General features: G+C 40.9%; 13 protein-coding genes and 2 pseudogenes. 9 read left to right on the top strand and 6 right to left on the bottom strand.

All coding sequences use genetic code 11. The annotated features are described in order from the left end of the window. Window positions 1–1,568, bottom strand: a 1,568-nt coding sequence (locus tag WN50_RS05410) for a protein kinase family protein (protein ID WP_049558307.1), incomplete at its 3' end; no start/stop codon positions are given. Window positions 1,569–1,598: 30 nt separating this feature from the next. After that, on the bottom strand, window positions 1,599–3,686 hold the full coding sequence (locus WN50_RS05405; RefSeq protein ID WP_046277457.1) for a tetratricopeptide repeat protein: 2,088 nt from the start codon (window positions 3,684–3,686) through the stop codon (window positions 1,599–1,601). A gap of 248 nt (window positions 3,687–3,934) precedes the next feature. Between WN50_RS05405 and WN50_RS37360 the strand changes: the two are divergent. From WN50_RS37360 to WN50_RS37075, 6 genes and pseudogenes are all read left to right on the top strand, one after another. Beyond that, window positions 3,935–4,282, top strand: a pseudogene (locus tag WN50_RS37360) (pentapeptide repeat-containing protein); the annotation flags it as partial. 1 nt (window position 4,283) lies between these two features. Further along, a partial coding sequence (locus WN50_RS37355) for a pentapeptide repeat-containing protein (RefSeq protein WP_425354779.1) occupies window positions 4,284–4,951 on the top strand: 668 nt, incomplete at its 5' end. Beyond that, window positions 4,948–6,165, top strand: coding sequence for a hypothetical protein (locus WN50_RS05395; protein ID WP_046282477.1), 1,218 nt, complete (start codon window positions 4,948–4,950; stop codon window positions 6,163–6,165). The genes WN50_RS37355 and WN50_RS05395, both read left to right, overlap by 4 nt. A 786-nt stretch (window positions 6,166–6,951) precedes the next feature. Further along, on the top strand, window positions 6,952–8,865 hold a 1,914-nt coding region (locus WN50_RS05385), incomplete at its 5' end, for a WD40 repeat domain-containing protein (RefSeq protein ID WP_235440842.1). A gap of 3,353 nt (window positions 8,866–12,218) precedes the next feature. Then, a pseudogene (locus tag WN50_RS37350) lies at window positions 12,219–12,540 on the top strand (REP-associated tyrosine transposase); the annotation flags it as partial. Between the two features lie 11 nt (window positions 12,541–12,551). Further along, window positions 12,552–12,968, top strand: coding sequence for an REP-associated tyrosine transposase (locus WN50_RS37075; RefSeq protein ID WP_425354780.1), 417 nt, complete (start codon window positions 12,552–12,554; stop codon window positions 12,966–12,968). A 306-nt stretch (window positions 12,969–13,274) separates the two neighbouring features. On the opposite strand, the gene WN50_RS05365 is transcribed toward WN50_RS37075, so the two are convergent. From WN50_RS05365 to WN50_RS05350, 3 genes are all read right to left on the bottom strand, one after another. After that, window positions 13,275–13,814: a phage tail protein gene (locus tag WN50_RS05365; protein WP_281062761.1), complete on the bottom strand. Its 540-nt coding sequence runs from the start codon at window positions 13,812–13,814 to the stop codon at window positions 13,275–13,277. Between the two features lie 693 nt (window positions 13,815–14,507). Beyond that, window positions 14,508–16,847 (bottom strand): putative baseplate assembly protein, encoded by a 2,340-nt coding sequence (locus WN50_RS05355; protein ID WP_235440841.1) that lies wholly within the window; start codon window positions 16,845–16,847, stop codon window positions 14,508–14,510. Between the two features lie 33 nt (window positions 16,848–16,880). After that, complete coding sequence (locus tag WN50_RS05350; RefSeq protein ID WP_046277814.1) at window positions 16,881–17,297, bottom strand: GPW/gp25 family protein; 417 nt, start codon at window positions 17,295–17,297, stop codon at window positions 16,881–16,883. Between the two features lie 313 nt (window positions 17,298–17,610). Here WN50_RS05350 and WN50_RS05345 point away from each other — a divergent pair, with 313 nt between their 5' ends. The 3 genes from WN50_RS05345 (at window position 17,611) to WN50_RS31840 (ending at window position 18,737) form a co-directional block, all read left to right on the top strand. Next, window positions 17,611–18,261, top strand: a complete 651-nt coding sequence (locus tag WN50_RS05345) for a hypothetical protein (RefSeq protein WP_046277813.1) — start codon at window positions 17,611–17,613, stop codon at window positions 18,259–18,261. Between the two features lie 111 nt (window positions 18,262–18,372). Then, window positions 18,373–18,582 (top strand): prevent-host-death protein, encoded by a 210-nt coding sequence (locus tag WN50_RS05340; RefSeq protein ID WP_046277812.1) that lies wholly within the window; start codon window positions 18,373–18,375, stop codon window positions 18,580–18,582. Further along, the gene (locus WN50_RS31840; protein WP_082172329.1) at window positions 18,579–18,737 is read left to right on the top strand and encodes a Txe/YoeB family addiction module toxin; all 159 of its coding nucleotides are present in this window, start codon (window positions 18,579–18,581) and stop codon (window positions 18,735–18,737) included. The genes WN50_RS05340 and WN50_RS31840 overlap by 4 nt, the downstream gene beginning before the upstream one ends. Window positions 18,738–18,923: 186 nt before the next feature. Here the strand turns inward: WN50_RS31840 and WN50_RS35840 are convergent. Beyond that, window positions 18,924–19,117 (bottom strand): hypothetical protein (locus tag WN50_RS35840; protein WP_235440840.1); only part of this gene is annotated, 194 nt, incomplete at its 5' end.

Below are 19,117 nucleotides of genomic sequence, written 5' to 3'. Positions count from 1 at the left end.
TCTGTGTTGTTTCCTTCACGAATAAAAGAAAATAAATTTGGAGATTGCAGATTCAATGAAATTTGAGACGGGTTCAACTGGTTAGCCAAAGATTGATTACCACCGTAGCCAACGGAAGTTTTAAGTGCGGTTTTCCATCGTTGATCGGCTGAATAATTAATACTTTTATTGAGCAAACTTGAGGGAATATCAACTTGAGCGAACTGAGAGGGATCGGAGTTTTTATTAAAGACAATATTGGCAGGATTTGGAGGTGTTGAAGCCGATAAAAATCTCCTAATTCCTAGAATTAATATTCCCAAACTCACCAAAGTTGCCAGTAGAAGAATTAAAGGAATACTCCAAGAACGTTGAGATTTTGACCGGGGTTGCTGTTCGCTGTCAACAAAAATAGGATTGACTGAAATCTGTTCTAATGGATGATCTAAAGGTAATTTTAACAACTCTCGATGAGCATCTGAAGCTCTTTTAAACTCACCGGAATATAATCTTAATATAAAGTTTTTGAGTTCGGGATGACAATATTGATGCCACTGGAAATCGTGATCGGGAATCTCCTGTTTTCCGCCAGATAAAACATAGCTAACTCGACCTAAATCTACGAGATCTTGTTGAAAGGCTTTTTTCGAGAGAGACGGATGATTAACTTCTGACTCTAAAGAATCGATCAGATTTTCCCACAGTGCAATGCGACTGAGATAGATAGAAAATTGATCATCTTCTTCATCAAAGGGAGATTGAGTTTCATTGTGAACGAGCAGTATACTGTCTAAACTTAGGTTTCCATGACCAATTCCTGTTCGCATACTTTGAGACAAACGAACTTCATAACAGTTGTGTAAAAACTGCAAGGTTTGCAACACTTGTTTGAGAATTTTACTCACCTGAGTCGGCGTTAAAGCTTGATGTCGCCGTTGCAAATATTCTCGTAAAGTCAAACTTTTGGGAAGTTGTTCAACAATTAAATACCAACGAATATCCTGGGGATTATCCTCATAGAAATCTTTAATGATATCAATCGGTGTCAGCAAACGAAATTCTTTAAGCTTTCCGTTTTGCTTGTTAGATTCAGCCAGATAATCCGAATCACTTTGGGTCAAATATTCTTGAATGAACACCCGTTGTTTTTGCTGTGAAATTGGAGTGGCTTCATACTGACGAATCCGATCCGAATGACTCAAACACTGACCAATTTCATAACGCCTACCAAAGCGATCGCGAATTTCGTAACCTTGAACGAGAACTTTTTGGGTTTTGTCTTTACGACGTCGCCGAGAACGTTCTGTTAAAATAGGTTGATCTAAAGTTGCGGGCTGAATGCGAGTTTGTACACCCCCTCTTTGTCGATTTATTGTTGGTTCTACTTGAAAAGAATGCTGTGATTGTTGGGAAACAGGAGTTTCTTTCTTTTGTTTGTTACCATCGCTTCCTCCTATTTTTACCTGTTCATAAATTTGCTGCGCCCGATGCCGAACGATCCGACGAATGGTAGCATCAGGATGAGAAACAAAGTTAAAAATTTCTCGTCCTCTAGCCCTGACCGTGTTGACTAATTCTGATAGTCTCATGGCGTTCGCTCCTGATAATAAATCATCAATCTAACTCGGCATTCGTTGGGTCATTTTGATTAAATTTCTTAGCACGATTTCTCGCTCTCTACGGGCAATCATATACTCTGGATCTAACTGCAATGCTTGTTCAAAAATAGCCAAAGCATCTTGATAGCGACCCAAACGAGAAAGGGCGATTCCTTTTGCAGTAATTACCCCCACATTGTCGGGACTGAGGGTGTCAGCTTGGGTGTAAGCATTTAAAGCGCCTCGATATTGCTTTAATTCGAGTAAGATTAATCCTTGATTGTGCCAAGCCTCAAAAGATTGGGGATTCAACTGAACCGCTTGCTGAGTGGCGACCAAAGCCTCTGTTAACAGTTGGGGATCTCGCAAGCGCCACAAAACAACGGCTTGATTGGCGAAAATACTGGCTTTGAGGATGCGGTCATTCGGAGTCAGATCGCCTGTTAGCGCCTGCTCGTAAGCCTTTCGTGCGGCTTGATATAGCTCTCTGGCCTCCTCATCCCGTCGCTGTAGACTCAGCAATTGACCGTACTCGCTGAGAATGCGACCGTGATTGTACCAACCCTGAGCGTAGCGGGGATCGAGCTTAACCGCCTGACGGGTCGATAGAAGCGCCTGTTCATAGTTGATTTCTGCAAATTCATACTGTTGCTGTGCTTGCTGGAGTTGGCCCAAATGCCACAGCATCACCCCTCGGTTGTTCCAGGCGGCGCTGTAGTCTTCCTCCAGAGTAATGGCGCGATCGGCACTCGCCAAAGCATCGTTATACTGTTTTAATCCCGCCAAAGCTGTACTGCGTTGATTCCAGGCTTTCGCCGGACGAGTATCGCCCCAATTTTGATCGCCAGAAAGGGCGGCTTCACAGGCGCTTAGGGCTTGTTGATATTGTTCGAGTTGATTGAGAACTTCGCACTGGTTTGCGAGCGCCAAAGAATAGTTCGGTTGAATCTGAACCGCCCGACTGTAGGAGGTTAACGCTTGAGCCGTTTTTCCTAAAGTTTGTAGAGCAATACCCTGTCTTGTCCAAGCTTCGGCATTGTTGGGATTTTCAGCCAAAATTTGTTCGTAGAAACTGACTAAATTTTGAAATTGTTCGGCGAGTTCTTCGGGTTCTTTTGGGTTATTAACTAGGAGCGGATTTGATGGGGCGATTTCTTGACGAATAACGAGCAAATATTCTAAAGCTTGAGCGGGGGTACTGGCACCCCAATTTTCGTTCACGGCGATCGCCAATTCGCAACTTTCACGGGCTTCTTGATAGCGTTCTAGTTCTATCAATATACCACATTTTTCGCTCAAAATCAAGGAAGAATTTGGCGCAATTCTCAGGGCTTGATTGTAGGAATTGATCGCGTCTTCTAGGCTTTGAATTTTACGGGCTTCTGCCCCATCAACTTGTCCTAAATCTTGCAGTTTTGCCGTTTCTATGCGTCCTAACTCTAGCACGGCGATCGCTCTTTTTGTCCAAGCATCAGCCGGACTGCTTCGCCCCCAAATCCCATCGATTTTCAGGGCTTCTTCGCAAGATGAAATCGCTTGTTCATATTGTTCTAATTCTAAAAATATTTCGCATTTTTGCAATAAAACTTGAGAATATTTCGGTTCTCGCTGCAAGACATAATTATAGGAAACTAAAGCTTGAGGATATTGTTTCAACTGTTGTAATGAATGGCTTAAACTCATCCAAATTTCTAAATTTTCTTGTTTGGGCTTCAGTTCAATTACCCGTTGACAAGCCGCCACCGCTTCGGCGTATCGTTCCGTCTGTTCGAGGGTGGTGCAGAGTTCTTGCCAAAATTCTACATTATCGTAATCAAAATCAGCTAATGGGAGTTCGGGAACTGCATCTGGCTTCGGTTGCGGTGCGGGGGGAAATTGCGGTTGAGGAGGTTGAGGAGGTTGAGGAATTTCAGGGAGTTCTGGAGGCGATACGGAAGGTAAACCCGGCGTTGGTACACCTTGGAGAAGATTGATCGTTCCCTGGGCGAAATTGAGTTGAGAATTTGAAATTTCTCGTCGTTTTAATGCACCCGTTGCTTGAACTGCGGTTTGAATACAGAACCCCAGTCCAATGCTAACAATACCTATCCATCGCAATGTTGATTTCATCCTCATTAATATTTTTACAATTTCTGATAACTGTGATACATTTAATTTAATTTAAGTTGACTTTAACCTTTTGCTTCAGAAAAATTAAAATCTCTTAAATAAGAACCATAATAGCGAGAAAATCAACTAAAATGCAGCCATGTTATTATACTACAGTTTAATTTCTTCAGTTTCAAGTATTTATCTAGACAAAAAATACCAACGCACCGTTCACTCTAAGAGGAGAACAACAAGATGGGGACTGGGCCATGAAACCGAATCTTTACAAAAGTCAAATAATAGCCGTGATTGTGATTGTCCTGGGAATAGTATTGGGGTTGGCAGTACCCGTCTCGTCTGAAATTTCTAGAGTGATGAAAAAATTACAGCAAAACGGAGAATGTCGGCGTTGTGATTTGGAAAAAGCCGATCTGAGCGGTTTATTTCTACAAAATGTTGATCTGAGTAAAGCGAAACTTAGAGGTGCAAATCTCCGAGGTACAAACCTGACCAAAGCTAACTTAGATCGAGCCGATTTACGCGATGCCGATTTGCGAGATGCCAACCTAAAAGATGCTAATTTAAGCAGAGTAAAATTAGAGGGAGCAGATCTCAGANAAGCCGATCTGAGCGGTTTATTTCTACAAAATGTTGATCTGAGTAAAGCGAAACTTAGAGGTGCAAATCTCCGAGGTACAAACCTGACCAAAGCTAACTTAGATCGAGCCGATTTACGCGATGCCGATTTGCGAGATGCCAACCTAAAAGATGCTAATTTAAGCAGAGTAAAATTAGAGGGAGCAGATCTCAGAAATACTCAACTCAATGAAGAACAACTCGAACCAAAATGGCGTTTGGTTTGGCAAATTGTCAATCATTCAGAACCTTGGACGCAAGACTTAAGCGGGCAAAATTTAGCAGGTGCAAATTTAGAGAATGTTAACTTAACTCAAACTCAACTGGTGGGAACGAATTTGGAAGAAGCCAACCTCAAAAATGCCAATCTTTCTAATGTTAATCTCTCCCATGCTAAACTGCGGGCAGCTAATTTATTTATGGCAAACTTCAGCCACAGTAATTTGAGTTATGCTGACTTAAAAGACGCAGATTTAATGTATGCAAATTTCAGCCACGCCAACCTCAGTTTTGCAAATTTGAGCCGTTCTAATGTTAACTATGCTGACCTCAGTCATACCAATTTACAAGGCGCGAATTTAGATAAAGTCGATCTCGAAAATGCCAACTTAAAAAATTCAAATTTAGAAACGACCACAGTTAAACCATGACCGATCAATATTTCCCGACTCCCTCTCCAAATCCTCTCGATCGCCTTCATGTTACAGACGGTTTAATGATTAATGCTCAACGATGGCGTTTAGCACATACCTATTCTCGGAAACGGCAAAATTTACATTATCAATCGCTGAATCAACCGGGAATTGTTTGCGGGTTGGGTGTGCATCCTACAAGCGCTCCTGCTGGCGTACAGTCAAAATTTCAAACGGGATGGTTAATGGTAAAACCCGGAATTGCGATCGATGGTGAGGGAAATCCAATTATTATTGATCGTCCGATGGAATTTAGAATTACTGACCCCAAACCCTCAAAAACGCAACCGATTATTGTTTATTTAGTGGTCAGTTATGTTGACCCAGAAGAACTCAGTTTGAGAAATGATAATGATGTCGTTCGAGAAACCTTTCGGATCGATCAAAAAACCGATCCACCCAGTCATTTAGAAGTAGAAATTTGTCGAATTAATCTGGAACCGGGAACCGTTCAAATTTGTCAACCCGAGGAGGTTTTATTTCCTCAAGTTAATGAATTAGATTTACGCTATCGAATTGCAGCGCGATCGCGTCCTCAAATTGTTGTGAAAACGGCGATGTTATCTCCTCAAGCTTCTAGAGGAATGATGTCAGAAGCCGAAGGAAAATATTGTCAAGAAAATCTTGGTTTTCTGATGCACTCCGTAGAGTCGCTTGACCCGAGAATGCAAGGAATTTCAGAAATTGAGCAAATTTACTTCATAGGAAATGAGGATTTTGATCTGCTGTATTTAACTGAAAAACAAACTCGTGAATTAGACAACAATCAGTTAGAAATTTTAGGCGGATATTTAGAAACCGGAAGAACTGTATTAATTGAAATTCCGATTGATGACGACCTCAATCAAAACTTTAAAGACTTAACAGATTGGGGAAAAGAAGAATTTAATCTGAATTTTATAGATTGGGATCGATTAATTCCCGATCATTTATTAAAAGTTCATCCGTTTCTGTTTGCCATTCCTCCTAATATTAACTACGAACCCCTAGAACTGTTTTTGGGAGGAGGAATGATCCTGATTATTGGTAGCTTATCAAAAGCATGGGGAATTAACGAACATACCCTTCCCCGCACCGAGATTAGAACAGCACAAGAATTTGGAATTAACCTACTTTATTTTGCCTGGTACAGAAGACATCAAACTCAATTGTTAGAGGTTTTTTCGGAATAAATAACCTGTTTTTACGGCTTCAGTGATTCTCAAACTCACTTAATTTAACAAATCAGATGATAGATTTTATTAGATTAGAAGTTGAACCCAAATACATTAAATTACAGCAAGGTTCACAGCGTTCTTTATCCTTTAAAGCTTATGTTACCAACTACAGCCAGGATTTTTATAGTTTTTATTTAGAGTTAATTGTACCCGGACTCGATCCGGCGTCAAATATTAAATGGTACAGCACAGAACCTCAAGTCGCCGCCAAGAAACCGCCAGGTGCAACAACTGAATTTACCGTTAATATTCATCGTTCTCCCCGTCCAGGCTATGAAAATCCATTAGATTTAACCGTCAGAGCAATTGCCATAGAAAATCCCGAACTTTTCGCCACAGAAACCCTAAGTTTAAAACTGGAAGCACCCCTAAAACCGCTAACTTTATCAATTCTCACTCCCAGAGATGGATTAAAAGGATATCCGGGCGAAATTATTGAAATTCCAGTGATTGTATCAAATTTTAGTCAAGATTCTATGGCGGTAAATTTGACGTTCAAAGGAGAAGAACAACTCGATAAAAGTTGGATGATTCATGGAACTGAAAAACGAATTACAGAACTTAATCCCGGCGAACCTCAATCGGTTATCTTTGAGTGTAAACCTCCAGAAGAAGGTAAAGCATTGAGTCAAACTTACAGCTTTAGAATCATGGCTAAAGCAAATATAACACTCAATCCTGAACCAGAAGTTGCGGGAACACTTGAAGTTTTACCGAAGGGAATTATCAGTTGGGAATGCNTTGAGTCAAACTTACAGCTTTAGAATCATGGCTAAAGCAAATATAACACTCAATCCTGAACCAGAAGTTGCGGGAACACTTGAAGTTTTACCGAAGGGAATTATCAGTTGGGAATGCGATCCAATCGAGCAAGTTTTATCCGGCGTTCGATGGAATAATAGCGTCAATTATACCATTAAATTAGAGAATAAGAGTAACCGGACTCAAGATATTAATTTTGATATTATTGAAAGAGCTAAAAGACCGCATCATCTTAGTGTTTTGTCAGTGCAAGGACAAGAAAAAGAACTTTTTGTCGAATCCGATCAACAGCAATCTCACTATATTTATACTGGGTTAAATTTTGAGACAATTTATCCCCAAGAGTCGGGATTACAAAAACTGAGAATTAGTCACGCTAGATCTTGGTTGGGGATTGGCAGTCAACTGAAATTTAAACTTAAACCTCATTTATTAAATCAAAATTATGACTCTCCCGAAACGCCAGTTTTTCCCAAGCCTGAAACCCAAACTATTACTTTAGATGTTAAGCCAATAATTCCATTTTGGTTGCAGCTATTAGCCTTATTGTTAATGCTTTTATTGGGTGGACTGTGGTGGTTACTCAAGCCGAAAAATCATCATACCGATCCGGTGAACTCCGTTGCTTTTGATGGCAAAGCAAATACAGTAATTAGTGGTTCTAGCGATCGCAGTATTCGCTACTGGCAAGTCGAAGGAAATCTATTTTATCCCCCGGAAGTGATTACCGATGAAAATGAAAAAGCGGTGCGTGTCGTGCGGTTTTTGCCGAAAGATAATCAACAAGTTGCCGCAGGTTTAGAGACGGGAGAAATTAATCTTTGGAATGTCACGAATAAACAGAGACAAGGAACACTTTATATTGATGAAAGTAGAAATGACCGCGTTTTTGGCTTAGAATTTACCAAGGATTCTCGTTATTTATTGAGCGCTCACGGAAGCGGAATGGTGCGAGCATGGAATTTAGCAGCGATTGATTCTGGCGTTAATTCATCAGAAATTCGACAAACTCGTAAGGTCAAACAGGGCTCTGGACTTGAACCCCTTGCAGAAACCTATGATCTCTACAAAGATAACTTGAGAATTGGTCGAGAATTAACTTTAAAACAACCCTTTTCATTGCTAACCTTAGCTATCAGTGAAAGTCGAAATCAACCAAGATTGGTCTTTTTTGCAGGTCAGTATAATAAGTTAGCTATTTGGGAGAATTGGGAAAACTGGCAGAACTGGCAAGAATTTGATAATAATTACTATTATGAAAATTATTATAATTTTACCAGTTATAATGATTTTCTACAACAACAAAACCAAGAATCTGCAACCCGCAATAAGTTATATTATCTCCCTTATACTTGGGAGAATCAACCGGATAATTTGGAGAAGAATTTAATTAATCAATATAACTACATTACCAGCCTAGCAACCCATGAAGAAATTAATAATGCTAGCTTTCCCAATTGGTTAGCCAGTGCAGATACAGAGGGATATATTACGCTGTGGAACCTCGATAAAATTCGTCAATGTATTGAACAGTCACCCGGAGTTGGTGAGACTCTTAACTGTTCAGAAAATATGATGATAGAACAGTGGAATAATGGTCATAAAGGCGAACCCGTTCGGACGGTTGCATTGAGTCAAAATGGCTGCTATCTTGCGAGTACCGGAGACGATGGACGAGTGATGCTATGGTCATTAAATCCCGATGGAACACGAGAGAATGAAAAGGGGAAAGTCGTGGCTCAATTTCCTGGGATTAGACTCAATAGCGTTGATATAAAAACGTTTGATGATGAAATTCGCCTCACCTTTGATGGAGAAAATCATCATGTGAATATCAAGAAAATGAAAATCAAAAAGATAGCCAACTGTATGAATGAACGAAGAACCCGTTAGTTAGTTTTATTAAACTGGAGATATTCAGGATGCAATCAACCCGTACACCGATTTTTATTCAAGAAGATCAGAGTCAAAAAAGCCTCAACATTTGGCGAGGTTCGACCGAAAAATATCGCTTAACAGTCACCAACTCGGATAACCAAGAATTATTAATTGTCGTTTGGATAAAAGCCAATGATGCTCGTTCAAAACCGATAGAAAGATGGTGTACAATTATAGATGATAAATCATCGGTTAATAACCGTCTCCGACTAAAGCCAGATGAATCTATCTCAATTGAGCTTCAATTTGAAGTTCCGCAGCAAGCCGCACCGGGAACCTATTACTATACAATATTTGCGGAAGCTCCCGAACAATATCCCGATCAAGTTTTTCGTCGTCCTCAACAACTTCGAGTTCGTTTAGATCGGGAAACAATCTGGGACTACGAACCCGAATTTATCCTTCCCGTTACCAATCCGAATAAACCCTATGAACTGCAAGCGGGAGAAGAAGTAGAAATTCCTATTCAAGTCAAAAATCGGTCTAAATTAGTGGATAGATTTTACATTATTTGTCCCGATTTAGAACCGGATTGGTATGATGTTCGTTATCCAGAAGTGAATACCAATTTACCGGGATTAATTCGAGAGACAGACGGACTTGAACTCAACCCAGAAGATCCTCCCGCAGAGATTAAATTAATCTTGCATCCGCCTAAATATACCCCCGCAGGAAACTATTTTCCCACAATTCAACTCATTTCAAAAAATAATGAATCTCAGCTAATCATTCGAGTTTTTTATTTACTGATTTTACCTGACTATCAACTCCCCTGTACTCTCCAACCCACTAAAAATAAAGTAAAACAAGGTGAAGCAGATTTTGAAATCGCATTAACCAACGAAGGCAATACCAAACGTTATTTAATTTTAACAACCAACTTTATTCGACAAGAAAAGCTGTGGAATTACTCTTTTTCACCGACTTCAGATGTTAGACTTTTTCCCAGTAAAAGTAAAACGATAACTCTACAAGTTCAGCGTAAAGGTTGGCGATGGCGTCGTTTAATTCCCAGACCCGCTTTAGAACTTCCCTTTGAGATTGAGATAGAAGACGCTCAAAACTTACCTTTAGATCGCGAATCCCTTCAGGGAATATTAATTTGGGATAAAAGTCCTTGGTGGCATTTGTGGCTATTGATTTTGTTGGCATTTTGTATTTTAGCGGGAACTGCATTTGCGATTTGGTGGAATTACTTTAAAATGCCACCTTTACCTAAAATTAGTGAATTTAGTACCCTAAAACCAACCCGAAAATATAATGAAGGTGAACCGATTAAAATTGAGTGGGAAGTCAGCCACCCTCAACAATTAGATAAACTTGTTTTAACTCGTATTGACAGCCAAGGAAGCCGCGAATTAAAAAACTATCCATTTTTAGACGGAAAACCCAATTTTTCAGATGACGTTCGCAAAAACTCCGAACCTTGTCAACTGAATGAAGACGAAAAAATAACTCGTTGTAGCTTAACTATGGCTCCCCCTTCTCCCAATAAATATACACTAGAAATCGAAACGTTTCCCAAACCGATTAACGAGCTATTTAGAAAGCGTTCATCAAACGAGGCTTCTGATTCCAGTCGGACTGATACAATAGAAATTATCCCAAAACCCGAACCTCTATTATCTCAAATTAACGAAATAACCTCTCCAAAATCAGCCTATTCCAAAGTTCAACAAGAAGAAATTGTTCTTCAGTTTGATATCAAAAATCAGAGCCAGTTAGCTCAACTTGACATTATTACTCAAGGAAGCGATCAAGTGATTAGAACAGCTTCTTATGTAAAAGACTTAGAAAACACTCAACTCAAACCCAAAGATGTCAGAAATATTTGGGGTGATTTAGTTTGTGAAGTTGGAGAAAAACCCGAAGACTTAAGCTGTCAATGGAGNGAAGCGATCAAGTGATTAGAACAGCTTCTTATGTAAAAGACTTAGAAAACACTCAACTCAAACCCAAAGATGTCAGAAATATTTGGGGTGATTTAGTTTGTGAAGTTGGAGAAAAACCCGAAGACTTAAGCTGTCAATGGAGCTTAAATACTCGTTTGATTGAACCGGGAAATTATACCTTTAAAGTCGAGGTTTACTCTTTATCCAATCCGAAAGAACCCTCAGATTCTCAACCCCTACAAAATACTATCATTGTGCAACCGGAACCTTTACCCGAACTCGAACAATTTACAATATCAAAAGCGGTTTATGAAGAAGCTCAAAAAGAACCGATCAAATTAAACTGGGTGATTCAAAATCCCAACCAAGTTCAAGAGTTTATTATCAGCGCTCAAAGTCAAACGGGTTCAACTCAAGAAATTCAACGCTATCAATACCCCAGTCAAGTTAGTCAATTCTGTTCAATTCCCGCAACGGTTGATTTACCGCTTGTTTGTCGAGATGTTCCGACAACAACTTTACCCCCCGGAGAATATACGTTTCAGCTAGATGTTATTCCTAAAAAATCGGAAGAAACTGCTAATATTACTCGCACTTCACCCCCTGTTAAAGTTAGACCCACACCGATTGAAATTGAATTCAAAGTAAACGATCAATCTATTACTCAACCTGTAGAAAATTTCCCGCCAATTGCAATTAGTAAAGGAGGCGCACCCGTTTTTATTCAGTTAGCCTGGAAAGTCGAAGGCGGAGAGGGAATTAAAGTCGAATTAAACCCCTTAGTTGGTGTTGTACAGCCTGAAGGTTCAATGACTTATACCATTAGTCAAGCTCCCCTTGCTGAAACCATTACTTTGCAAGTTACCAATAGTTTAGGCGAACAAGAAACCCGCTCTATTGTCATTCAAACCTATGAGTCCAATAGTTCTAGTCCGAGTCAGTTTTCCTTCCCCAAAACCGGAGAATTGGAAACACCAGAATCAGAACTTATTCAACCTTTACCCTCCGAACCTAGTCGTTTAGAACCCCTAGAAATCCCACCTCAACCCGATTAAGTAGGTTGGGTTGAAGAATGAAACCCAACAAATCTCGTAGGTTGGGTTGAAGAATGAAACCCAACAAACCAATCTAACTTTGATGTTGGGTTTCACTGTCGTTCTACCCAACCTACNGTTGTGTTAACTTTAATGTTGGGTTTCCTTTGTTAACCCAACCTACTTTTGCGCTCGTTGTGTTAACTTTAATGTTGGGTTTCCTTTGTCAACCCAACCTACTTTTGCGGTCGTTGTGTTAACTTTAATGTTGGGTTTCACTGTCGTTCTACCCAACCTACTTTTGCTACTTTTGCGGTCGTTGTGTTAACTTTAATGTTGGGTTTCACTTTCGTTCTACCCAACCTACTTTTTTGAGTGAAATATGCGATACCGTCGTGCAAAAATTAACGGGGGAACTTACTTTTTTACTGTTGTCACCTATCAACGGCGTAAAATCCTTTGCGAACCTGATAATATAGCACTTCTGCGGGAAGCTTTTCGCTATGTTATGGGAAATCATCCCTTTACAATTGATGCTATAGTAATTCTCCCCGATCATTTGCATTGTATCTGGACATTACCTGAAAATGATTGCGACTTTTCAACCCGTTGGCGACTGATTAAAAGTGAATTTAGCCGTCGATGTGACTCCAAATATAAACAAAAATATTCCTTATCCCGACAACGAAAAAATGAACAAGCAANTCGCTATGTTATGGGAAATCATCCCTTTACAATTGATGCTATAGTAATTCTCCCCGATCATTTGCATTGTATCTGGACATTACCTGAAAATGATTGCGACTTTTCAACCCGTTGGCGACTGATTAAAAGTGAATTTAGCCGTCGATGTGACTCCAAATATAAACAAAAATATTCCTTATCCCGACAACGAAAAAATGAACAAGCAATTTGGCAAAGGCGATTTTGGGAACATTGTATTCGAGATGATAAAGACTTGATTCAACACGTCGATTATATTCATTATAATCCGGTTAAACATGGCTTGGTTAAGTCTCCTAAAGACTGGCAATATTCTAGCTTTCATCGGTTTGTAAAAAATGGTTTGCTAACATTGAATTGGGGTGAAAATGAAGAAATTTACTTTATAGAAGGGATTGGGTTTGAATAGAATTATATTAAGTTTTGGGTTTCCTTTGTCAACCCAACCTACTTTGATGTTGGGTTTCCTTTGTCAACCCAACCTACTTTGATGTTGGGTTTCCTTTGTCAACTCAACCTACTTTGATGTTGGGTTTCCTTTGTCAACCCAACCTACTTTGATTTTGGGTTTCCTTCGTCAACCCAACCTACTACTCAACCTACTTTGATTTTGGGTTTCCTTCGTCAACCCAACCTACTACTCAACCTACATGATGTTGGGTTTCCTTTGTCAACCCAACCTACTTTGATGTTGGGTTTCCTTTGTCAACCCAACCTACATGATGTTAAGTTCGTAGGTGCAAAAAGCGGGTTTATATTGTTCAATAATTTCTCGCACTAACGGTTCATCAATCTGATTTGGAAAGTCAACTCGCAAGCGAACAATAAAGTGATAAGCGCGTCCGCCTCCCAACATCGAATCTTGATTAATATGAGTTGCTCCGAGAACAAACCCCCGATTAAAATCTTCCCAAATATTAATATGTTTCTCGGCTTCTGGTAAGTCTTCATCGAGGGGTAAACCCGTAAAAAGATGCAGATAAAACCGCAAACCTTTACGAGTTCCATGCCAACGATAAAGAACAATTGCATTGCGAATGAGGCGGCGTTGAATATCAAGAGGCCAGCGAGAATCCATTTTCCAACCTACCCACTGGGCTAAAAAAGGAAGAAGCGCTTTTGGTGCCGTTAGCGGGTCAAGATAGGCCCATAAATTATCGGTGGTTTGAATGGCTGGGTCATAGGTTTCTTCAAGTATTTTCAAGAAACGACTGAGAAAATCTGTTTCACTGTAAATAACAGGTAAAAAGTCCAGATATTCTATTCTAGGAGCAATTTTTAAGNTCAAGATAGGCCCATAAATTATCGGTGGTTTGAATGGCTGGGTCATAGGTTTCTTCAAGTATTTTCAAGAAACGACTGAGAAAATCTGTTTCACTGTAAATAACAGGTAAAAAGTCCAGATATTCTATTCTAGGAGCAATTTTTAAGTCAAAAACTTGATAACCAATTAACCTATTATTGAAATGATTGCTATAAACAAAAAGTTGGGCAAAATAATTAATTTCTAGTTTACTCTGTTCCGAAGTTAACGCGGTTTGTTCTTCAAAAAAACTTTGCGGAAATTCAAACTCAATTTCGATTTCTTGCTGTTGTTGAGGCGCAATTGTTAGTTGATAGCTGAACCCTCGAACGTCTTGGGGTTGAGTAACACCATTATTAACGCTTTGCTGATACCATTGACACCAATTTGGATTAATTTTGGGTTCAATTTCTAGCTGTAAGTTTAGTGTGAGAGATTCTTCTGACTGATTCTCTAATTTCAGGATAATTTCACTCGGTTCTCCCGGATAAACCCTTAAGGTTGTTTTTCTTGTATCTTCGGTTTGACGAGGAGATAACGCCAACTTTTCTAAACTCCCACCATCGGGAAGCTGCATGGCGGTAAGTCGAAGATAAAGGGTTGGACGAGAGTTAGTTTGAGTCATCCAATTTGAGAATTTTAGTCTTAATTATCCAGTATAAACTTAATCTCGTGAGCGGTTTTTCGTTCTTCGTTCTCCTCTCCATTATCCCAAGAACAAACAACCCCAAATTCCCCCGGATAAATAACAGGTTCGGGTATGGGCGCAACAATCCAATTCGGGCGATCTTGTGGACGAATTCCCCTCAGTTCTAACGCTTTTAAATAACGAACGTGAGGAATTTGCTGATAAAATTTCTGACAATAGGCGACCACATCCGATGGATAAACCGGATGTCCTAACGGCCAGCCCAGACCGTTTGTTCCGCCCGTAATGGGATTGAGAAACCGATACAAAAGTTGCAGAAATTGAGAACGAATATATTCGCGATCGCCATCCCGCCCAACCAAAACAACAGCCTCAACTTTCACCCCAATATATTTAGGTTCTCGCAGCAAAATTTGCACCCCCAACGGTTTGCGATCGTCCAAATAATCTTTAATCTTTTTAGTCAGTTCATCATCGAGCCTTAATTCTTCAGGAGATAAACCCCGGCTCAAATCTTGAATCTCCGCCTTTGGTATCGTTAAAATACACACCTGACCCGGCTTAATAGCATCCGGTTCGATCCAACGTCTACCCATTTCCATGTTCGCATCCAAACAATGGGCGCGAGCCACATCCGCACCCGGAACTCGCATCGCATGGTATTCAAAATCATCCCGAATAATCGCCCGTTGACTTGATCGCAACAGTCCCGGTACCCGCAAAACCGCCTTTTCCAAAGACTCCGGTTCCGTTCCTCCCGTCGCCGCTTCGTAGTTAATCACCCGCTTGACGTAGGGGATCGCCGTTCGCAATACCGTTAACGTTTCCGCCTCAACATTTCCCCTCATCCCTCCCCCCGTGCGGTAAGCCTTCATATAAATTTCCGATCCCGGTGGCGGCACCCGACCATACTGACGCTCTTGGGCCTTTCCTTCCGTCTCAACGTTAGCCGGAGAAAGCGCATCCGCAGAGGCTTCTGTTCCGGTAAACTGGGTTTGCAGACTGTCTTGAGTTTGAAAACGGGTTCGCGCCTGGGTTTGTAACCTCAATTGACTTGGTTCTCGAATTAGCGGGCCAAACTGAACCACACCCGTTTGGGAGTCAATTAAATAATGGGGATCGTTCGCTCTAGAATCGGCAAAATCCGGGACTTCCAGCCATCGTTCGCGGGGTTTGCGATCGCCAGGGGGCTGAATTTCAACATATTCGTTGCTCTGTCGTTGGAGAACGGGTTTTCCCTGCAATTCAAACACCTGACCCGCTTTACCGTTACTCACCCCCAACAATTCATCGCGCACCCAAACGCATTGCGTCGCCTCAACGGTTCCGCCAATGGCACGCACCGACAAACCAAAAATCAACGGAGAACTGCTGTAACCGTATTCTTGCTCATCATTATCTCGCAAATATCGATAAATACAACGAATCCAATGACCCCGATATTGAGTTCCCAAATCATCCTCCGGCCAACGATTTGGGAGGTGCAAAATCACATCCGCTCCCTGTTCGGGATTCGGGCCTTGTTGGGTAATTTCTGCAAAACTAAATCCATCGGTGCGATCGTCGTTTTCCTGTCGCAAAATCGAAACCCATTCTCGACCATTCCAGGCTTCCCACTCTCGGGGCGGATTTTTCGGATCAATTCCCGTTGCGGTGGCGGCTTGTCCTTTAAACGTGATGGCGAGAATATTACCTTCAATGCTATTTTCTTCGCCCGTTGCTTTGGGTTCAATCACCAGATAAAAACAATTTCCCCGTTGGGGTGATTGTTCAAAAATAGGAGTGCGAATGGTTGTCAGCCATTCTCCGTTTTCTTGGCGACTCCAAAACGATCGCGATCGCGGAAAAATAGCCTCCAAACTCTCATTGCTCAGATTTTCATTATAATCATATTCTGTGGCTTTCAAAAAACATTGTATCCGAGGAATTCCGATTAAGAACTTTCTATCCGTGCTGAAAATAATCGCTTCTTCGGTTTCCGTGCGTTCGGTTGCCACCTCCGTTCCCGCCGGAATTGGAAAGGGTATATTTTGCTCTTTTGTCAGTTCAAAGGTGATCAATGTTCGCGCCGCAGCAGGTGGCTTTAGACGAATCCCCAACATCTCCAAAAATACAATATAATTGCGGATCGGAACTTGATTGAACCGATACAACATCTGATCGGTTAGCCAGGAAAACAGTTCAATCATCGTAATTCCCGGATCGCTCGGATTGTGGTTCGTCCATTCGGGACAATAGCGGGGAATCCGAAGCAAACATTCCTGCACTAAATCTTCAAATTTGCGATCGTCTAGATTCGGTTTGGGTAAATTCGGCAGAAAATCAAAATTCACCATGCTGCTAATTTTAAAAGTTAATACGGATCGCTATTATTGAACAGTTGGTTCGAGGTAAAATGGATAGACCAAACTGCGAGTTTCAAAACTATTTTTGGGTTGATAGATAATATCCAGTTCTACCATACCTCTAATTGGGTCTGGGTTGGTTCGCACTTCTCGCAAAATAATCCGGGGTTCCCACATTTTCAGCGCTTCTTCGACGTAGAGACGCAGCAGTAAAAGCGTTTCGCGGTTGAGGGGCGCAAACACCAACTCCGACAAACGGGAGCCAAAATCGGGCCGATAGACCCGTTCTCCGAGGTCGGTACTCAGGATAATCCAAATTGACTCCTCGATGTTACGAGTTGATGAACTCAGCAGCACCCCTCCGGTGACGTTCGTTTGACCGGGAAATGCGATCCCCGATCCGATATAATCTGGGGGTTGATTGTTGTCTGCAAGTGGCATTTGGGTTTTTGATAGGCTTGAAGTACCTGCCGATGCTGATTATATTAAGCTAGAGTTACGATAAGCGAACGTATTTTTGTGTTAATTTAACCTTAAGTTTCTGGGGGCTGCTATGAATCCGATTGACAAATCGCAGCATTTTCACGCCATCTACAAGCGAACCGAGGAATTAATCGAACTGGGTGGTAGTCGTTTGTCCCAAGAAACGGTTGAGTCAATTTTATCAATTGCCAGGGTCATTACAGAAATTGGGAAAGATTGCGATCNGAACGTATTTTTGTGTTAATTTAACCTTAAGTTTCTGGGGGCTGCTATGAATCCGATTGACAAATCGCAGCATTTTCACGCCATCTACAAGCGAACCGAGGAATTAATCGAACTGGGTGGTAGTCGTTTGTCCCAAGAAACGGTTGAGTCAATTTTATCAATTGCCAGGGTCATTACAGAAATTGGGAAAGATTGCGATCGCTTTCGGGCCGAAATTCAACAACAGTTAGAACCCAGAGCCAAAGCCGTCAGTCAAACTGAAACTTTAGAGAAAGTTCAAGAACAATTGAGCCGAATTATCGAAGTTTCTCAAGGCGGAGATCGGCCTGCAAAAACCGTTCAAGATTTAATTTCATCCGTTGGGAAATGGCGGGAAAATTTTGTTAGCGTCCTGCATAAAATTGAAGTTTCAGAACAGGAAGCGCGGGTAAAAGAAAAGCGGTTACATCTCGATCTGGAATTAAAAGAACTGCAAAATACCGTTCTCAACAGTTCCCACAGCAATACTCAGAAGTTGGAAATCTTAAAAGAGTTGCTGACGTTAGAAAATCAGCTTCAATCTTTACAACATTCCTTTCAGGGTGCGGCAAATTGGAAAGATTTGGAGCGGGAAATCAATCAACTGGCAGAGCAATTAAAAGCCGTACAAACCGAACTGGAAACTGATTCAGACCCTCAAAAAATTCCAAGTGAGTAGGTTGGGTTGAGGTACGAAACCCAACATTTGCTGGCTGACCGTAAGAGCGATAATCGCGCTATAATAGTCTCATAATCGTTGCTAAAACTCAATCAAGGTACGAATAAAAAGATGAGCCAAACAGATATTCAGTATGTATTCAATGAACGGGGAGAAACCGTTGCTGTCATTGTTCCGATTGATTTATGGCGCGATATTGAATCGGAAAGGGAAACTGCTTATTTGTTAAAAAGTGAAACGATGAAACGCCGTCTTTTAGAAGCAAAAAATCGTCAAGGTGGAATGGGATTAGAGGAAGCCTGTGAAAAGCTGGGAATTTGATCCGACGGACTCCCTTTCAAGGAACTGGCAAACCTGAAAAATTAAAGCATGAACTATCGGGTTGTTGGTCTAGAAGGATTGACCAAGAACACCGCTTAGTCTATCAAGTGTTAGATGATAAGATTAGAATTCTTGCTTGCAGATATCATTATTAACCGATGAACAGTCAGAAAGTAGGTTGGGTTGAGGTAGGAAACCCAACATTATTAGCGAGGGATCTACTCTCTATTCCAACAGATGATAAATTGTGCTAAAATCAGCCAAGATAAAGTTTACTCTTCTATTGGTAATGGAAGTTCTACAACTAACGACTAAGACTGATGAATCTGGCTGCTTAAATCTTAATATTTTGACTCAGTTAAAGGCAGTAGAGGTAAATGTTGTCCTTGTTTTAAACCCAGTTTCATCACTTGATAAGCAAGAATTAAAGTATGATTTTTCTGATTTGGCAGGACAATTAGCCTGGTCAGAAGATGCAGTTGCAATGCAGAGGACTCTGCGGGATGAGTGGTAATCGCTATTTGCTGGATACGAA

The sequence above is a fragment of the Limnoraphis robusta CS-951 genome (genome assembly GCF_000972705.2).
This window is presented reverse-complemented; position numbering and strand designations above follow the sequence as displayed.

Coding starts and splice junctions, on each gene's coding strand:
- WN50_RS05340 (WP_046277812.1), top strand. CDS start 18,373: ATGAGCCAAACAGATATTCAGTATGTATTCAATGAACGGGGAGAAACC.
- WN50_RS05350 (WP_046277814.1), bottom strand. CDS start 17,297: ATGCCACTTGCAGACAACAATCAACCCCCAGATTATATCGGATCGGGG.
- WN50_RS37075 (WP_425354780.1), top strand. CDS start 12,552: ATGGGAAATCATCCCTTTACAATTGATGCTATAGTAATTCTCCCCGAT.
- WN50_RS05355 (WP_235440841.1), bottom strand. CDS start 16,847: ATGGTGAATTTTGATTTTCTGCCGAATTTACCCAAACCGAATCTAGAC.
- WN50_RS05345 (WP_046277813.1), top strand. CDS start 17,611: ATGAATCCGATTGACAAATCGCAGCATTTTCACGCCATCTACAAGCGA.
- WN50_RS05395 (WP_046282477.1), top strand. CDS start 4,948: ATGACCGATCAATATTTCCCGACTCCCTCTCCAAATCCTCTCGATCGC.
- WN50_RS05405 (WP_046277457.1), bottom strand. CDS start 3,686: ATGAAATCAACATTGCGATGGATAGGTATTGTTAGCATTGGACTGGGG.